The following is a 16,416-nucleotide window of genomic DNA, read 5'->3' on the forward strand; positions in this document are numbered from 1 at the left end:
CAGAAGGTGCATTGTGGCTCAATCTAAACTCGATGAAGTCGTATCCCTCGCAAAGCGTCGTGGCTTCGTATTCCCTGCCGGTGAAATCTATGGCGGCACTCGTTCCGCTTGGGATTACGGTCCGCTCGGCGTCGCGCTGAAGGACAACATCAAGCGTGAGTGGTGGCGTTCTATGGTCGTCACTCGCCCTGACGTGGTCGGCGTGGATACCTCCATTATTCTGCCTCCTGAAGTATGGGTGGCTTCCGGTCACGTGAGCGTATTCAACGATCCTCTCGTCGAATGCCTGAACTGCCACAAGCGCAACCGCGCTGACAAGCTTGAAGAATCCTATGCCGAAAAGCACGGCGACAAGATGCCGGAAAACGGCATGAAGGATATCGTTTGCCCGAACTGCGGCACCCGTGGCGAGTGGACCGAACCGCGTGACTTCAACATGATGCTGCGCACCCACCTTGGCCCGGTTGAGGACGAGAACAGCCTCCACTACCTGCGCCCGGAAACCGCGCAGGGTATTTTCGTGGACTTCAAGAACGTGATGACCTCCTCCCGTTCCAAGCCGCCGTTCGGCATTGCGAACATGGGTAAGTCCTTCCGTAACGAGATCACCCCTGGCAACTTCATCTTCCGTACCCGCGAGTTCGAGCAGATGGAGATGGAGTTCTTCGTTAAGCCTGGCACCGATGAGGAATGGCATCAGTACTGGATTGACGCCCGTACCCAGTGGTACTTGGATCTCGGTGTCAAGCCGGAGAACCTGCGCCACTACGAGCATCCGAAGGAAAAGCTGGCTCACTACTCCAAGCGCACCGTGGACATCGAATACAAGTTCGGCTTCCAGGGCTCCGATTGGGGCGAGCTTGAAGGTATCGCCAACCGTACGGACTTCGATCTTACCGCTCATGCCAAGCACTCCGGCGAAGACCTGAGCTACTTCAACCAGGCCACTGGCGAGAAGTACATTCCGTACGTCATCGAGCCGGCCGCTGGCCTGACCCGCTCTCTCATGTGCTTCCTGGTGGACGCCTACGATGTGGACGAGGCTCCGAACACCAAGGGTGGCGTTGACAAGCGTACTGTGCTGCGTCTTGACCCGCGCTTGGCCCCGATTAAGGCTGCTGTGTTGCCGCTGTCCAAGAAGCCGGAGCTGCAGGAGGTTGCCCACAACCTGGCTGCTGATCTGCGCTTCAACGAATGGATGATTGATTACGATGAGTCCGGTGCTATCGGCCGTCGTTACCGTCGTCAGGACGAAATCGGCACCCCGCTGTGCATCACCGTGGACTTCGATACGCTTGAAGATCACGCCGTGACCATTCGTGAACGTGACACGATGGCTCAGGAACGCGTTGCTCTGGACAAGGTGGCCGATTACGTTGCCGCTCGCATCAGCGAAAAGCGTACCCGCGTGCCGCTCAAGCCGGTCGAAATGGGTGGCGAACCTTGGCCTGCCTCCGGCATTCAGGAAGCTGGCGGCCTGTACTAAGCCATAGCCGTCTAACGTGATTTCCCCTCGCACAAGAGGGGAGCTGTCACCAGAAGGTGACTGAGGGGAGCCCTGCTAAAATACGGGGCTCCCCTCAGTCTGCTTCATCGCAGGCTCTTTTGCATCTCGAGCAGCAGTATCCAACAGGGAAACACATGGTAGAACCCAATCTCGAAACCGTCATTACTGAACCTCACGAGACTGATAATCTCGATCCTCGTACAGATTCGCCAACTCGTTCAGACGAGCCTGTGCATATCGCTCCCGTGAAACTTGGCAATATTACTGTGCCGACTCCGGTGGTACTTTCTCCAATGGCCGGTGTAACGAATTGGCCTTTCCGTGTGATTTGTGAGGAATACGGTCCAGATGGCCTCTATGTAGCGGAAATGATTACCGCGCGCGCTTTGGTGGCAAGGAACCCTAAAGCGTTGCGACTGTGTCATTTTGCGCCGAGTGAAAAGATTCGTTCGCTTCAGCTGTATGGAGTAAACCCTTCTATCACTGAGCAAGCCGCCAAAATCGTGGTCGATGAAGGCATGGCTGATCATGTGGATCTGAATTTCGGTTGCCCTGTTCCTAAAGTCACCCGTCGTGGCGGCGGATCAGCGCTGCCTTGGAAAACAGATATATTCACCGACTTGCTGTCGCGCGTTGTTGCGGTATGCGAGCCGGCAGGTATTCCTGTTACTGCAAAAATTCGTGTGGGCATTGATCATCAGCATGAGACCTTCCTTGAAGCTGGGCATATTGCACAGGAAGAAGGCTGCAAAGCAGTAACTTTGCATGCTCGTACCACCGCTGAATATTACGGTGGTCATTCGGATTGGTCCCGGATTGGTGAGCTCAAAGAGCATGTGAGCATTCCTGTATTCGGCAATGGTGATATTTGGGGTGCCGAAGACGCTTTGGAAATGGTTCGCGAAACCGGATGCGATGGCGTGGCGATTGGCCGTGGATGCCAAGGCCGCCCATGGTTGTTCGCCAATATCAAGAACGCATTCGCCGGCAAGCCTGAGCGAATCAATCCGAACCTTGGCGAAGTCTGCCAGGTCATCCATAGACATGCAGAATTGTTGACCGAATTCTACGATGGCGATGAAATGATGGCTGTGCATGATTTGCGCAAGCACATCGCTTGGTATCTCAAGGGATTCCCTGTAGGTGGATCAACGAGAAAAGCCTTCATGGAATGCGAGAATCTCGCCGACGTGGATCGTGAGATTGCTCGCCTTGACCCCACCATCGAATATCCGCCGCGAGTGATCGACAAACCCCGTGGACGTGTGCGCTTCGCTAAAAAAGTGCATCTTCCTTACGGCTGGCTGGAATCCCGTACCACCTCCCATGAGGAGAGAGAAGCCCTCTTCGGTGATGATCCGATGGACGCCAGCTATTAATTCTTTCCAGTAATTCCCTGTTGGGAATAGACAACGAGTTGGACTGGGAAGGTGCTTTGACGGCACTTTTTGGTCTGCTCGCAGAAAAAATTGCACAACACGCACTAATCCATGTGCGAATTGACTCCACGAGTAGGGCAGTTGCGCTACTCTTGGGTGTAACCGTGAAGTGACAGGAGCCAAACGTGAGCGAGATCGCCCAGACTGAGTTCAACGACAAGACCAACATTAAGGTCGTCGGCGTAGGCGGAGCCGGCGGCAATGCCGTTAACCGTATGATCGCCGAAGGATTGCAGAACGTTGAATTTGTGGCGGTAAATACCGATGCCAAGGATTTGTTGCGTTCTGACGCTGACGTCAAGATCTCTTTGTCTGATAAAACCAGCCGTGGTCTTGGCGCCGGTGCCGACCCCGAGCGTGGTGCAAAGGCCGCTCAGGATCATCAGTCCGATATCGAGGAGGCCCTGAAGGGTGCCGATATGGTCTTCGTCACCTGTGGCGAGGGCGGCGGCACCGGTACGGGTGCCAGCCCGATTGTGGCTCGTACGGCTCATCAGCAGGGTGCTTTGACCATTGCTGTGGTGACCCGTCCGTTCAGCTTCGAAGGTCCGCAGCGTTCCGCATCTGCTGATTACGGTATCGAGAACCTTCGTAAAGAAGTCGATGCTTTGATCGTTATCCCGAACGATCGTCTGCTTGAGCTCTCCGATCGTTCCATCGGCATCATTGAAGCGTTCAAGACCGCAGATACCGCTTTGCTTGCTGGTGTGCAGGGCATCACGGATCTTATTTCCATGAATTCCTACATTCACGTCGATTTCAATGACGTGAATTCCATTCTGCGTGGTGCAGGTACCGCACTGTTCGGCATTGGTTCCGCGCGGGGCGAGGATCGTGCTACGCAGGCCGCCGAAATTGCTATCAGCTCCCCGCTGCTGGAGGAAAGCATCGAGGGCGCTCATGGTGCGTTGATTAACATCGCTGGCCCGACTGATCTGAAGCTGCAGGAAGCTTCCGCAGCTACCGAACTGGTTCGTAAGGCTATTCACCCTGAGGCTCAGATTATTTGGGGTCTTGCTCTGGATGATGCTTACGGTGACGAAGTCCGCGTTACGGTTATCGCTGCCGGCTTTGATCATGTTTCCGCACAGGATGCTGACGATCAGGAAGTGGTGACTCCGGTTGTGCCTGCACAGCCTGTTAAGCCTGCCGCTGTCCCGACTCAGGCCGCTCAGCCCACTCCAGTGGCGCAGCCAACCGTGCAGCCGACGTTCACCCCGAGCACCGGTGATTCCGCTTCGCTGCCGTTCGATGATCCGACTTCCGAACATCCGACCATTTCTCTCAACGATCCGGCGGGCGATCTCGACATCCCCGACTTCCTGCGCTGAAAGGACTGAACCATGGCTGGGTTCATGAAAAACGCGATGTCTTACCTGGGCATGAGCGATGTGGCAGATGACGATGACGAGTTCGTTGAGGAGGAAGAGGAGCAGCAGCAGAAGCCTCAGCCGAAGTCGAACTTTGACTCTGACCACACGGTAACCCCGTTGGCTCAGACCACTCCGGCACCGAGCCAGAGTTCGAAGACTACGCCTTTCCAAGGCGGGCGAGTCAACCGAATCACCACGATTCATCCGAAGTCATATGAGGATGCTCAGTTGGTAGGCCGTGCATTGCGCGACGGTGTGCCTGTGGTGCTGAACCTGACCGGCGTATCTGAAGCGGTGGCATACCGCATTGTTGACTTCTCTGCAGGTGTGGTATTTGGTGTGCGCGGTTCTCTTGAACGTGTCACTCCGCGTGTGTTCCTGCTGAGTCCTGCTCAGGTGAACATCAAGGTTGAAGAGCCTGCAAACGCGGCGTCTGCTCGAGATTTGTTCTCCGACTGACCTGCACAAGTACACGTTGCATCGCACGTTGCACTTATTGAGCTGTTAAGAATTGGCCGATTCCTTTCGAGGGAGTCGGCCAATTCTCATTGAGCTCCCAGCAAACTTTTCACATAGCCTTGTTACGCTTACCCCCATGTTGCCTTTTGTCTTTTCGCTGATTGGCCGTATTCTTGCGTGGCTGATTAATGCATATATCACCGTGCTCATTATTCGTATGGTTCTTGATTGGGTGTCCATTTTGGCCCGCAATTGGTATCCACGTGGTATTGTGGCCCAGCTCATCAATTTGGTGTACACGATTGCTGAGCCGCCGTTGCGCTGGTTGCGTCAGTACATCAAGCCGCTTCCGTTGGGAGCTGTCTATCTTGATATGAGCTTTATAGTGCTGTATTTTGCGCTGGTTGTGCTCGAAAGCGTCGTTTATCTTATTTTCTGATGCTTGATTGCTGATTTTTGTGCCGAATACGGCATGTCGCACCTTGAAAATCGGCACAAAACTCCCATGAATCGAAGGGGTCGTGATAGCATCAATACTTGATACCAACGTAAGCGAGGGCAAAGCCCCAAAGCGAGGTGCAATATTTATGGCTCTGTTGACGCCGAAGGATATTAGGGAGCACACCTTCCAGACCGTGCGATTCAAGGAAGGTTACGATGTCGACGAGGTTGACGACTTCCTCGATCAGGTCACGGAAACTGTGGAGGCGCTGGGCCGCCAAGCAGTAGCCGGTGGTCAGGCAACCCAGGCTCTGGGTCCCGACGTGACCAACCTGAATGCCAAGATTTCCGAGCTGACTGGTGAAGTGCAGAAGCTCCAGGCTGAGAACAACGAGCTGAAGAATGCTGCCGCTCAGGGTCAGCAGTCTTCTGCAGAAGGTGATAAGGCCGCTCAGCTGGCTGCCGCCAAGCTCAGCGAAGCAGAGGAATCCAACCGTGCCCTCTCTGCTCAGAATGATCAGCTCAAGGGGCAGGTCGATCAGCTGAATGCTCAGATTGATCAGCTGACTGCTCAGGCTGCTCAGGCTTCCGGCAACCAGGAAGCTGTTGGCCAGCAGATTGCCGCTATTCAGAAGGAACGCGATCAGTTCCGTGCCGCTAACGAAGAGCTGTCTCGTCAGCTCGCTGCTGCTCAGCAGCAGGGTGGTGTTGCTCAGCAGCAGGCCGCTCAGATTCAGGAGCTGTCTCGTCAGCTCGAAGAAGCCAAGCAGCGTGAGAACCAGCTGCGTGCTCAGGTCTCTAAGGTTGAGCCGAGCACTGAAACCGGTTCCCTGCAGAAGATTGCCGGTGCCGCATCCATGCCGGGTAGCGAGCCGGAGCGCGCAACCGCTATGTTGACTCTGGCCATGCAGCTGCACGATCAGTACGTGGAGAAGGGCAAGACCAAGGCTAAGGAAATCACCGAAGCCAGCCAGAACAAGTACAACGATTTGGTCACCAAGGCCAACACCTACTCCGATCGCACTCGTTCTGAGGCTGACGCCTACCGCGATCGCGTGCACGCTGACGCTGACGCTTACTCCAAGAACACCCGTACTGACGCCGACACGTATTCCGAGAACACTCGTGCCGACGCAGACTCCTACTCTGAGAAGACCCGTCAGGATGCTGACAACTACTCCAAGACTCAGCACACCGATGCTGACGAGTACGAGGCAGATGTGCAGCGTCGTGCAGCGGAATACGACAAGCAGACTCGTTCCGCCGCTGACACTTACGCACAGCAGGTGCGCGACAACCTGCAGAACCAGTCCAAGGTCATTGAGGGCAACATTCAGAGCCTCAAGCAGTTCGAGACCGAGTACCGTGCACGCCTGACCGAGTTCCTCGGCCAGCTTGCCGCACAGGTTTCCGAGTCGAACAACTACCAGGACCAGACCTCGTCCAAGGCCAACTGAGCGTAGGTAGGTAAGTCGTATGACGAACCAACAGGGACGGCTGCGTATTCACGCGGCCGTCTTTGCATGTGTAGCCGCAGTTGCATTGATGATTGACCAGTTCACCAAGTTCTGGGCACTAGCGGCATTATCCAACGGTCAAACCATCCGCGTGATTCCGGGACTGTTGTCTCTGACTTTGGTGCGCAATCCAGGCGCATCCCTAGGTATGGGGTCCGGTGCCACGTGGGTGATTAGTTTGCTCGCTATCGCAGCATGCTGTGCATTGATTTACTACGGATTGCGTGCAATTTCATTGCAGTGGACCGTGGCATTGTCCTTTGCATTTGCTGGTGCTTTCGGCAATCTTATTGATCGTGTGATGTATGCAGATGGATTCCTCAACGGTAAAGTTGTGGATTTCCTGAACTATGGATGGTCCGTGGGTAACGTGGCAGATATCTATCTTGTAGTAGCCGGTGTGGTTATTGTGATTTTGATTCTGCGCAATGTTCCTTTTACTCATAACGATGTGGCTGAACAGCGTGAATCATCCGAGACAAAGGTGGACGCCGAGTAATGAATCGTATGGTTCCTGCTCCTGATGCGCTCATCGGTAAACGATTTGATGTTGCCGTAGCGAAAATGCTCGGTATCTCCCGTTCTAAAGCGGCCGACCTGATTGATTCAGGCCAGGCACGAGTGCTGGGGCGTGATGTTGCTCGCTCCAGCACTTTGGCCGCAGGGGAAACCGTTGAATTCGATTTAATCGAAGAACGCAAAGAGCCGGAACCTATCGCCAATGATATGGCTGTGGTCTATGAGGACGACGATGTTGTTGTAGTCGATAAGCCAGTAGGCGTCGCCGCCCATGCTTCTGTTGGATGGACCGGTCCCACGGTTCTTGGTTCCCTGCGCGATCGTGGTGTGCATATTACTGCTCTTGGTGCTGCTGGCCGTGAGGGTATCGTTTCGCGTCTGGACGTGGGTACCTCTGGATTGATGCTCGTATGCAAGTCTGATTTGGCATACACCGAGATGCGTCGTCAGTTTGCTGAGCATGAGGTGAGGAAAACCTACCATGCATTGGTGCAAGGTTCACTGAAGCAAAACAAGGCGACTATTGAGGCGCCGATTGGACGTGCCAAGGTTTCTGATTTTCGTTTTTGCGTGACTCCAGCAGGTAAGCCTGCTGTGACTCACTGGGATGTGATGGAACGATTCGGTCACGAGGCCACTTTGGTTTCTGTGAACCTCGAAACCGGTCGCACTCACCAGATTCGCGTGCATTTTTCATCTATTGGCCACCCGCTGTGCGGCGATCCGATGTATGGTGCCAATCCGGTGCTTTCTGAAGCACTCGGACTGGATCGTCAATGGTTGCATGCCATGAAACTTGAATTCCGCCATCCGCGAACCCGCATCTGGACCACGGTTGAATCGCATTATCCAGCTGATTTGGCCGCCGCGCTTGACGTGATGCGTGCTCGTCATGCCGATGCATCTCTTCAGTCCTGATTTGCCAGCGGCTTGTTCCTGACTTATCACTCTGATTGTTCCTGACTCCTCAGCTGATTGTTCTTGAGTTTTATCGGCTTATTCCTAACTACTATCTCCTGACGATTATCGATTTTTTGACCGTTGAAACCTTTGACTGTCGGTTTTTTAACACTGACTGTCGGTTTATTGACATTGACTGTAGGTTTTCCAACACCGACTGTAGGAATTCCGACGAAAAACGTTGGTTTCCCTACAGTCGGTGTTGGAAAACCTACAGTCAAGAGTTGCTGAGCAGAGCGTGCGGTATGGTGGAACGCATGGCTGAAATGGGGAACTTCGTACATCTGCACAACCACACGCACTATTCGCTGCTGGACGGCGCTTCGAAGATTCCAGCATTGGCGAAGCGTGCCGCGGAACTAGGCATGCCGGCCGTTGCCATCACCGATCACGGCAACATGCATGGCGCATACGAGATGTACACCAATTGCGTGGCCAACGGTGTTAAGCCGATTATTGGTATCGAGGCTTATGTAACCCCGGAGACCGCTCGCCAGGATAAGTCCCGTGTGCATTGGGGCACTGAGGCTCAGCGTCGCGATGATGTGTCCGGTGGCGGTTTGATTACCCATATGACGATGTGGGCGGAGACCGATGAAGGCTTGGTGAATCTCATCAAGGCTTCTTCAGTGGCCAACCTTGAAGGTCGCGTGATGCGCTACCCGCGTATGGATAAGGAAGTGCTTGCCACCTATTCCAAAGGCGTGATTGCATCCTCAGGCTGCCCATCCGGCATTATCCAGACTCGTTTGCGCCTTGGTCAGTTTGATGAGGCACTGCGCGCTGCTGGCGAGATGCAGGATATTTTCGGCCGCGATAATTTCTTTATCGAGCTGATGGACCATGGGTTGAAGATTGAGACCCAAGTGACCAAAGATTTGCTAACGATTGCCAAGAAACTGGATGCTCCAATTCTGGCGACAAATGATTCGCATTACGTACACGCGGAAGATGCAGGTGCACAGGATGCAATGCTGTGCATCAACTCCGGCTCTCGTCTGGATGATCCGGACCGATTCAAGTTCGATGGTACTGGCTACTACCTGAAGACCTCCGAGGAGATGCGTGCCCTGTTCAAAGAACATCCCGAGGCCTGCGACAATACGCTCAGGATTGCCGAGCGCTGCAATGTGATGTTTGACGATCATGAAGATGGCGCGTTCATGCCGAAATTCCCCTGCCCTGAAGGATGGGATGAGACCAGCCTGTTCTTGAAGAAGGTCGAGGAGGGCCTCGAAAAGCGTTATGACGGTAATCCGCCGCTGGAAGTGCTGAAGCAGGCGGACTATGAGTGCGGCGTGATCTGCCAGATGCAGTTCTGCGGCTACTTCCTCGTGGTGGCTGATTACATCCAGTGGGCCAAGGATCACGGCATCATGGTGGGGCCGGGCCGTGGCTCCGCTGCAGGCGCCATGGTCGCGTATGCGATGGGCATTACCGAGCTCGACCCTCTGAAGCATGGCCTGATCTTCGAGAGGTTCCTGAACCCGGAGCGTGTGAGCCTGCCGGATATTGATGTGGATTTCGACCCTGAAGGCCGTGCCCGCGTCATCGAATACTGCGGTGAGAAATACGGCACTGACAAGGTCGCGCAGTGTGTGATCTACGGCACCATCAAAACCAAGCAGGCGCTGAAGGATTCCGCTCGAATCATGGGCTACGAGTTCTCGGTAGGCGAGAAAGTCACCAAGGCGTTGCCACCTGCAGCTACGGGCGGTAAGGATATTAGCCTGCATGACATCTTCGATCCGACCGCGAAGCGATATGCGGAGGCACGAGAGTTCCGCGAGCTTTATGAGTCGGACCCGGATGCTCGCCGCATTACCGAGGAAGCGAAGGGTATTGAAGGCCTGATTCGCCAGACTGGTGTGCATGCGTGCGCCACCATCATGGGTAGTGCTCCGATTACGGATACATCGCCGCTTCTGGAACGTACCGACGGCACGATCACAACCACGTTCGAATATCACACATGTGAAACGCTGGGCTTGGTCAAGATGGATTTCCTTGGCCTATCCAACTTGACGGTGATTCATGACACGTTGAGGAACATCGAGTCAAACGGCAAGCCGGCCATCGACTATACAAAGATTCCGTTGGACGATAAGGCGACGTATGAACTGTTGTCTCGCGGTGATACGTTGGGCGTGTTCCAGCTCGATTCCGATGGCATGCGAAGCCTGCTCAAAACGTTGAAGCCAGATAACTTCAACGATATTTCCGCACTTATCGCTCTGTACCGTCCGGGCCCTATGTCAATGGACTCGCATACCAACTACGCGAAGCGTAAGAACGGTTTGCAGAAGATTACGCCGATTCACCCTGAACTCGAAGAGCCATTGAAGCAGGTGCTCGACGAGACGTATGGTCTGATTATTTATCAGGAGCAGGTGCAGTCTGCCGCGCGAATTCTTGCTGGTTATTCGCTGGGTAAGGCAGACGTGCTCAGGCGCGCCATGGGTAAGAAGAAGCCGGAAGTGCTGGCCAAGGAGAAAGTGCCGTTCTTCGCGGGCATGAAGGAGCACGGCTATTCCGAAGAAGCTGCGAACGCGGTGTGGGATATTCTGGTTCCGTTCTCCGGCTACGCGTTCAATAAGGCGCATTCCGCTGCTTATGGTCTGATTTCTTACTGGACTGCATACTTGAAGACCCACTATCCGGTGGAATTCATGGCTGCTTTGTTGCAAGGTGCAGCCACGAACAAAGACAAGACCGCGCTCTATCTGGGTGAGGCACGCCGCATGGGCATCCAAGTGCTTTCCCCGGATGTGAACGAATCTGTGTACGAGTACTCCGCAGTCGGCGACGTCGTACGATTCGGCCTCGGTGCAATCCGCAATGTCGGCGAAAAAGCGGTGGCGGATATCATCGCCGAACGCGAGGGCCCACGCGGTAAGTTCGTGAACTTCATGGACTTCATTCGCCGTGTGCCATTGACAGCATTGAACCGTCGCTTGGTGGAATCGCTGATCAAAGCCGGTGCATTCGATTCGATTGACCCAAACCGTCGTGCACTATTCACCGTGCATGAGGCCGCCATCGATTCGGTAGTGAGCCTGAAGCGCAAGCAGGCTGAGGGCCAGTTCGATCTGTTCTCCGATGATGATGACGGGGGAGCGGAAGCCATGGGCGACGCTTCCGTGACCGTACCGGACGTGGAGGAGTGGGATAAGAAAACCAAGCTCAATTTCGAACGCGAAATGCTTGGCCTGTACGTATCCGACCATCCGCTTTCTGGTATGCAGTCGGTGCTCGCAAGCCTCAGGGAGATGTCCATTGCCCATTTGATTGATAGGGCCAAGACCATGCCGGACGGCCAACAGGTCACCTTGGCTGGTCTGGTCACTGGCGTGGATCGTCGAGTCTCCAAGAAGGGCAACCCATGGGCCATTGTTACTATCGAGGACATGGAGAGCAGTATCCAATGCATGTTCTTCGGCAAGGTGTACGAGGCCGCTGCCGCTGAGCTGGCGGTGGACGCCGTAGTGCAGATTCGTGGACAGGTGGAATTGCGCGACGAAACCGTTTCACTGCGAGCTACGGAAATGCAGGTGCCAACTCTGGAAGCGGAAGATGAGCGACCGTTGGTTATCACTTTGCCGACTGTGGCATTGGAACTGGATCGTATGGCTCGTTTGGGCCAAGTGCTTGCTTCACATCCTGGATATAGCGAAGTGCACCTTGCTGTAATGGATGAAAAAGGCAACGCTCAGGTGCTGACCTTTGGCGATCGATTCCGTGTGAAGCGAGATACTTCGCTATTTGCCGAAATCAAAATCCTCTTCGGCCCTAGCTGCTTGCCTGCTGCATGAGATTCGAGTCAATGCTGGTGCTGGCAATCGCGTAAACCTACAATGGGCGTGGAATATGAATCGTCCTGAAGGGGGAGCGATACAGATGAGCCAGCAACTCGAATCGCCAACAATTACGTTGCGAGACAAGGCTAAGTCAGTCATTCCGCAAATTGGATTTGGAACATTCCAGATTCCTCCGGAAGATACGCAACGTGCCGTTGAGGAAGCTTTGGAAATTGGCTATCGTCATATCGATACTGCTGCCGCGTATTACAACGAAGCACAGGTGGGTGATGCGCTCAAAGCCACAGGCATGGCCGGCAAAGTGTGGGTGACTACGAAGCTACGCAACTGCGATCAGGGATACGATGCAGCAATGGTGGCGTTTGAGGAATCGCGCAAAAAGCTCAAGGTCGATGTCATTGATATGTATCTGATTCATTGGCCTTTCCCTGCTGCTGGTTTCTATAAGGAAACGTGGCGCGCACTGCTGAAGCTTCGTGATGAGGGTGCGATTCGCGTGCCTGCAGTCAGCAATTTCTTGCCTGAGCATTTGCGCGCGATTATTGAGGATTCCGGCGAAGCTCCTGCGGTCAATCAAATCGAAGTGCATCCTCGCTTCAGTCAACCGGGCAATCTTGCGTTCTGCAAGGCGCATGGCATTGTTGCTGAAGCATATAGTCCGCTGGGCCATGGCAAGGATATTGAATCCGCTCCAGTAGTGGCAGCAGCTCAGGCGCATGGCGTTACTCCAGCGGCAGTGGTGTTGCGCTGGCATACGCAGGAAGGCCGCATTATTATTCCAAAGTCGAAGCATGTGGAGCGTATGCGCGCAAATCTTGCCAGCGCCGACTTCGATTTGACTGCGGCAGAGCTCGCTGCCATTGATACCTTGGACGAGCCGAACGGTAACGTGAGCGCCAATCCAGCTACTTTTACGCACTCCCAGTCGTGGGCTGATCAGCACGTGCGTGGCAATATCTGATAATTCCACACGACGCTGCAAGTTGCCTATAGCGAATTCAGCAATAATGCGACAAGATGTCCATCAAAAGGTTGACGCAATGTCAACAAACTCTCCAAAGGAGGAGTGTTATGTACTATTCCAACGGTAACTATGAGGCCTTCGCTCGTCCAAAGAAGCCGGAAGGCGTCGACTCCAAGCATGCCTACATTATCGGCACTGGACTTGCCGCACTTTCCGCAGCCTGCTATTTGGTGCGCGATGGTCAGATGCCGGGCAATCATATTCACATTCTCGAGAAAGATCCGGTTCCAGGCGGTGCCTGTGATGGTGCGGATATTCCAGGACTCGGCTATGTGATGCGCGGCGGGCGAGAAATGGACAACCATTTCGAAGTCATGTGGGATTTGTTCCGTTCGATTCCCTCCATCGAAACCGAAGGCGTCAGCGTACTGGACGAGTACTACTGGCTCAACAAGGAAGACCCGAATTACTCCCTCTGCCGTGCCACCAAAGACCTCGGTAAAGACGCCGGATTCCAAGGCAAGTTCGGCTTAAGCGACAAAGCTTCTCAGGAAATCATGAAGCTCTTCTTCACACCGGATGAAGAGCTCTACGATAAGCCCATCACCGATTTTTTCGATGATGAAGTGTTGAACTCCAACTTCTGGCTGTACTGGCGCACGATGTTCGCGTTTGAAAACTGGCATTCCGCACTGGAAATGAAGCTGTACATCAAGCGCTACATCCACCACATCGGTGGTCTGCCGGACTTTTCCGCATTGCGCTTCACCCGGTACAACCAGTATGAATCGATGATTCTGCCGATGGTCAAGTATCTGGAAAGCCACGGCGTGGAGTTCCATTACAACACCAAGGTGGAGAATGTCGAATTCGCTATTGGCGGTGGCGATGGGCCGAAGCGTGAGCATACCGGCGTTGGCCAGGATACGATTTTGAAGATTCAGGCCACCTCTGGCGTGTTCAAGCGCAACCCATTCAGCTCGCCGACCAAGAAGCTTGCCGTTCGTCTTGATGTGGACCATGAGGGTGAGAAATCTTCAATTGATCTGACTGAGAATGATTTGGTATTCATCACCAATGGTGGCTGTGTGGAGAACTCCACGATGGGTTCGCAGAATTCTCCGGCTGCATGGAATCCGGATTTGAAGCCGGGCGGCGGATGGGATATGTGGCGCAACATTGCCAAGCAGGACCCCAGCTTCGGCCATCCAGACAAGTTCTGCTCCGACCCGCAAGCCACCAAATGGATGAGCGCTACCGTCACCACACTGGATAAGGAAATTCCGCCGTACATTCAGAAGATTTGCAAGCGCGACCCGTTCACTGGTCACGTGGTCACCGGCGGCATTGTGACCGTAACCGATTCCAACTGGTTATTGAGCTGGACGTTGAACCGTCAGCAGCAGTTCCGTGATCAGCCTAAGGATCAGCTGTGCGTATGGGTCTACGGCTTGTTCCCGGATAAGCCCGGCAACTATGTGAAGAAGCCGATGACCGAATGCACTGGTGAGGAAATCTGCGAGGAATGGCTCTACCACATGGGCGTGCCCACCGACAAGATTGAGGCGCTCGCCAAGAACCACGCCAACACTGTGCCAGTCATGATGCCATATATCACAGCATTCTTCATGCCTCGCGCAGCTGGTGACCGCCCGGACGTGGTACCGGATGGCGCGGTGAACTTCGCGTTCCTCGGCCAGTTCGCAGAAACCCCTCGCGACACGATTTTCACCACCGAGTATTCGATGCGCACCGGTATGGAAGCGGTATACACCTTGCTTGATGTGGATCGCGGTGTTCCGGAAGTGTGGGGCAGCGTATACGACGTGCGCAATCTGCTCAATGCCACGGTCAAACTGCGCGACGGTGCTCCTGTGACGGATATGAAGCTCAACTTTGTTGAGCGTGCAGTACTTGGCAAGGTGCTGAAGAAGCTCGATGGCACAGATATCGCCACCCTGCTCAAGGAGTACCACGTCATCTGATTGCTGGTTTATCTGGCACTATTGGTTTGACACTGCATAAATACAAGGAATTCGAATATGACTGCACCGCAAACTTGGATGATTCGCCACGCTACTATTGCTGATTTGGATGCATTGGATTCTATTGAGGAACAATGTTTCCCTGCAGCGGAGGCGGCAAGTCGAGCATCGATTCAAGAGCGGTTGCAGTCATATCCGGAATGTTTTTGGCTGTTGACTGATGGCGATGCTGTTGCTTCCTTTATCAATGGTTTCGCTACCAATCGTCGTGACTTGACCGATGACATGTATGAGGACGCTACCCAGCATGACCCGCATGGCGATTGGCAGATGATTTTTGGTGTTGATACTGCACCGATGTATCAGCACCACGGCTATGCAAGCATGCTGATGCAGCAGGTGATTGAGGATTCCCGCGCACGTGGACACAAAGGGCTGGTGCTCACCTGCAAGGATCGGCTTGTGGGTTTCTATGCGCGATTCGGTTACCAGGATGAAGGTATCTCCGATTCCACCCACGGTAACGTGGTATGGCACCAAATGCGCTTGACGTTCTAACGCGCTGTCCGCCTCCCTTATGAGTGATGGCTGCCGCGTATGCGAACCAGAAGTCCCAGTTTCTGGCTCCCCTCTTTGAGGGGAGCCGTCTGCGTATGTGGAAGCAGGGGATTTCCCTCCTCTTTGGCTTCCCTCTTTGAGGGGAACTGTCGGCGCAGGCCGACTGAGGGGAGTTGAACCGGGGGTGAATTCTCATGACACGCCCATGAACAACTGATTTCGTTCCACAATGGCACGTCAAACGAGCGTAATCTAATGCTAACGGTGTTGTTTGGTCTTGGTTTGGCTTGTTTGCGACACGCCGTGGGAACGCTGTCGTTGCAACGGTTTCAGCGTCGGTTTGTCATGCCGGTTTGCGTTGGTTTGGGTTTTCGTGTAGGTTATTCATCTGTTGCCGCTCGGCACGGCGGGTCTTCTTCCTGAAGAGGGGTTGCCTGCTGGTGTGGTGGTGGTTTGAGAACTCAAGAGCGTGTTTGTACTACTTCTTTATAGTCAATGATTGCCAGCTTGTTCCGAGCCTGATGGTTTGTCCGTCGGGTCCTTGGTTGGTTGAATCGGAATGAGGTTTTTTGTGTGAGCGTCCTTTCCTTATTAGGACGTTCTCGTCAATTTTTGTTTTGAGAGTCATCTTTTCGGATGCTTTCTGCAATGACATTTTTCGTGTTTTTTTGTGGAGGGTTCGATTCTGGCTCAGGATGAACGCTGGCGGCGTGCTTAACACATGCAAGTCGAACGGGATCCCTCCAGCTTGCTGGGGGGTGAGAGTGGCGAACGGGTGAGTAATGCGTGACCGACCTGCCCCATGCTCCGGAATAGCTCCTGGAAACGGGTGGTAATGCCGGATGTTCCAGTTGATCGCATGGTCTTCTGGGAAAG

At 54.0% G+C, this 16,416-nt stretch carries 12 protein-coding genes and 1 rRNA gene (1 of these 13 running past the window's edge); all 13 read left to right on the forward strand.

Going from position 1 to position 16,416, the window contains the following annotated elements; genetic code table 11:
* Nucleotides 1-13 precede the first annotated feature (13 nt).
* The gene (locus tag AC1AY0_RS07590; protein ID WP_476523602.1) at nucleotides 14-1,486 is read left to right on the forward strand and encodes a glycine--tRNA ligase; all 1,473 of its coding nucleotides are present in this window, start codon (nucleotides 14-16) and stop codon (nucleotides 1,484-1,486) included.
* A gap of 155 nt (nucleotides 1,487-1,641) precedes the next feature.
* Nucleotides 1,642-2,886, forward strand: coding sequence for a tRNA dihydrouridine synthase DusB (gene dusB, locus AC1AY0_RS07595; RefSeq protein ID WP_476523600.1), 1,245 nt, complete (start codon nucleotides 1,642-1,644; stop codon nucleotides 2,884-2,886).
* Between the two features lie 185 nt (nucleotides 2,887-3,071).
* Nucleotides 3,072-4,277, forward strand: a complete 1,206-nt coding sequence (ftsZ, locus tag AC1AY0_RS07600; protein WP_476523598.1) for a cell division protein FtsZ — start codon at nucleotides 3,072-3,074, stop codon at nucleotides 4,275-4,277.
* A gap of 12 nt (nucleotides 4,278-4,289) precedes the next feature.
* Nucleotides 4,290-4,778, forward strand: a complete 489-nt coding sequence (locus AC1AY0_RS07605) for a cell division protein SepF (protein ID WP_476523597.1) — start codon at nucleotides 4,290-4,292, stop codon at nucleotides 4,776-4,778.
* Nucleotides 4,779-4,914: 136 nt separating this feature from the next.
* Nucleotides 4,915-5,217 carry a YggT family protein gene (locus AC1AY0_RS07610; protein ID WP_476523816.1) on the forward strand — a complete coding sequence of 101 codons (303 nt, stop codon included), beginning with the start codon at nucleotides 4,915-4,917 and terminating at the stop codon, nucleotides 5,215-5,217.
* A gap of 148 nt (nucleotides 5,218-5,365) precedes the next feature.
* Nucleotides 5,366-6,676, forward strand: a complete 1,311-nt coding sequence (locus AC1AY0_RS07615) for a DivIVA domain-containing protein (RefSeq protein WP_476523596.1) — start codon at nucleotides 5,366-5,368, stop codon at nucleotides 6,674-6,676.
* A 19-nt stretch (nucleotides 6,677-6,695) separates the two neighbouring features.
* On the forward strand, nucleotides 6,696-7,235 hold the full coding sequence (locus tag AC1AY0_RS07620) for a signal peptidase II (RefSeq protein ID WP_476523595.1): 540 nt from the start codon (nucleotides 6,696-6,698) through the stop codon (nucleotides 7,233-7,235).
* The gene (locus AC1AY0_RS07625; protein ID WP_476523593.1) at nucleotides 7,235-8,173 is read left to right on the forward strand and encodes an RluA family pseudouridine synthase; all 939 of its coding nucleotides are present in this window, start codon (nucleotides 7,235-7,237) and stop codon (nucleotides 8,171-8,173) included. Before AC1AY0_RS07620 ends, AC1AY0_RS07625 begins: the two co-directional genes overlap by 1 nt.
* A gap of 299 nt (nucleotides 8,174-8,472) precedes the next feature.
* Nucleotides 8,473-12,027 carry a DNA polymerase III subunit alpha gene (gene dnaE, locus AC1AY0_RS07630; RefSeq protein ID WP_476523592.1) on the forward strand — a complete coding sequence of 1,185 codons (3,555 nt, stop codon included), beginning with the start codon at nucleotides 8,473-8,475 and terminating at the stop codon, nucleotides 12,025-12,027.
* A gap of 85 nt (nucleotides 12,028-12,112) precedes the next feature.
* Nucleotides 12,113-12,994 carry an aldo/keto reductase gene (locus AC1AY0_RS07635; protein ID WP_476523590.1) on the forward strand — a complete coding sequence of 294 codons (882 nt, stop codon included), beginning with the start codon at nucleotides 12,113-12,115 and terminating at the stop codon, nucleotides 12,992-12,994.
* Between the two features lie 110 nt (nucleotides 12,995-13,104).
* Nucleotides 13,105-14,982 carry an oleate hydratase gene (locus tag AC1AY0_RS07640; RefSeq protein WP_476523588.1) on the forward strand — a complete coding sequence of 626 codons (1,878 nt, stop codon included), beginning with the start codon at nucleotides 13,105-13,107 and terminating at the stop codon, nucleotides 14,980-14,982.
* 57 nt (nucleotides 14,983-15,039) lie between these two features.
* Complete coding sequence (locus AC1AY0_RS07645; protein WP_476523586.1) at nucleotides 15,040-15,540, forward strand: GNAT family N-acetyltransferase; 501 nt, start codon at nucleotides 15,040-15,042, stop codon at nucleotides 15,538-15,540.
* A gap of 667 nt (nucleotides 15,541-16,207) precedes the next feature.
* Nucleotides 16,208-16,416: ribosomal RNA gene (locus AC1AY0_RS07650) — 16S ribosomal RNA — on the forward strand; it runs 1,321 nt beyond the window's last position.

It is taken from the genome of Bifidobacterium sp. LH_416, assembly GCF_056357055.1.

Coding starts and splice junctions, on each gene's coding strand:
- dusB (WP_476523600.1), top strand. CDS start 1,642: ATGGTAGAACCCAATCTCGAAACCGTCATTACTGAACCTCACGAGACT.
- AC1AY0_RS07605 (WP_476523597.1), top strand. CDS start 4,290: ATGGCTGGGTTCATGAAAAACGCGATGTCTTACCTGGGCATGAGCGAT.
- AC1AY0_RS07610 (WP_476523816.1), top strand. CDS start 4,915: ATGTTGCCTTTTGTCTTTTCGCTGATTGGCCGTATTCTTGCGTGGCTG.
- AC1AY0_RS07615 (WP_476523596.1), top strand. CDS start 5,366: ATGGCTCTGTTGACGCCGAAGGATATTAGGGAGCACACCTTCCAGACC.
- AC1AY0_RS07620 (WP_476523595.1), top strand. CDS start 6,696: ATGACGAACCAACAGGGACGGCTGCGTATTCACGCGGCCGTCTTTGCA.
- AC1AY0_RS07625 (WP_476523593.1), top strand. CDS start 7,235: ATGAATCGTATGGTTCCTGCTCCTGATGCGCTCATCGGTAAACGATTT.
- dnaE (WP_476523592.1), top strand. CDS start 8,473: ATGGCTGAAATGGGGAACTTCGTACATCTGCACAACCACACGCACTAT.
- AC1AY0_RS07635 (WP_476523590.1), top strand. CDS start 12,113: ATGAGCCAGCAACTCGAATCGCCAACAATTACGTTGCGAGACAAGGCT.
- AC1AY0_RS07640 (WP_476523588.1), top strand. CDS start 13,105: ATGTACTATTCCAACGGTAACTATGAGGCCTTCGCTCGTCCAAAGAAG.
- AC1AY0_RS07645 (WP_476523586.1), top strand. CDS start 15,040: ATGACTGCACCGCAAACTTGGATGATTCGCCACGCTACTATTGCTGAT.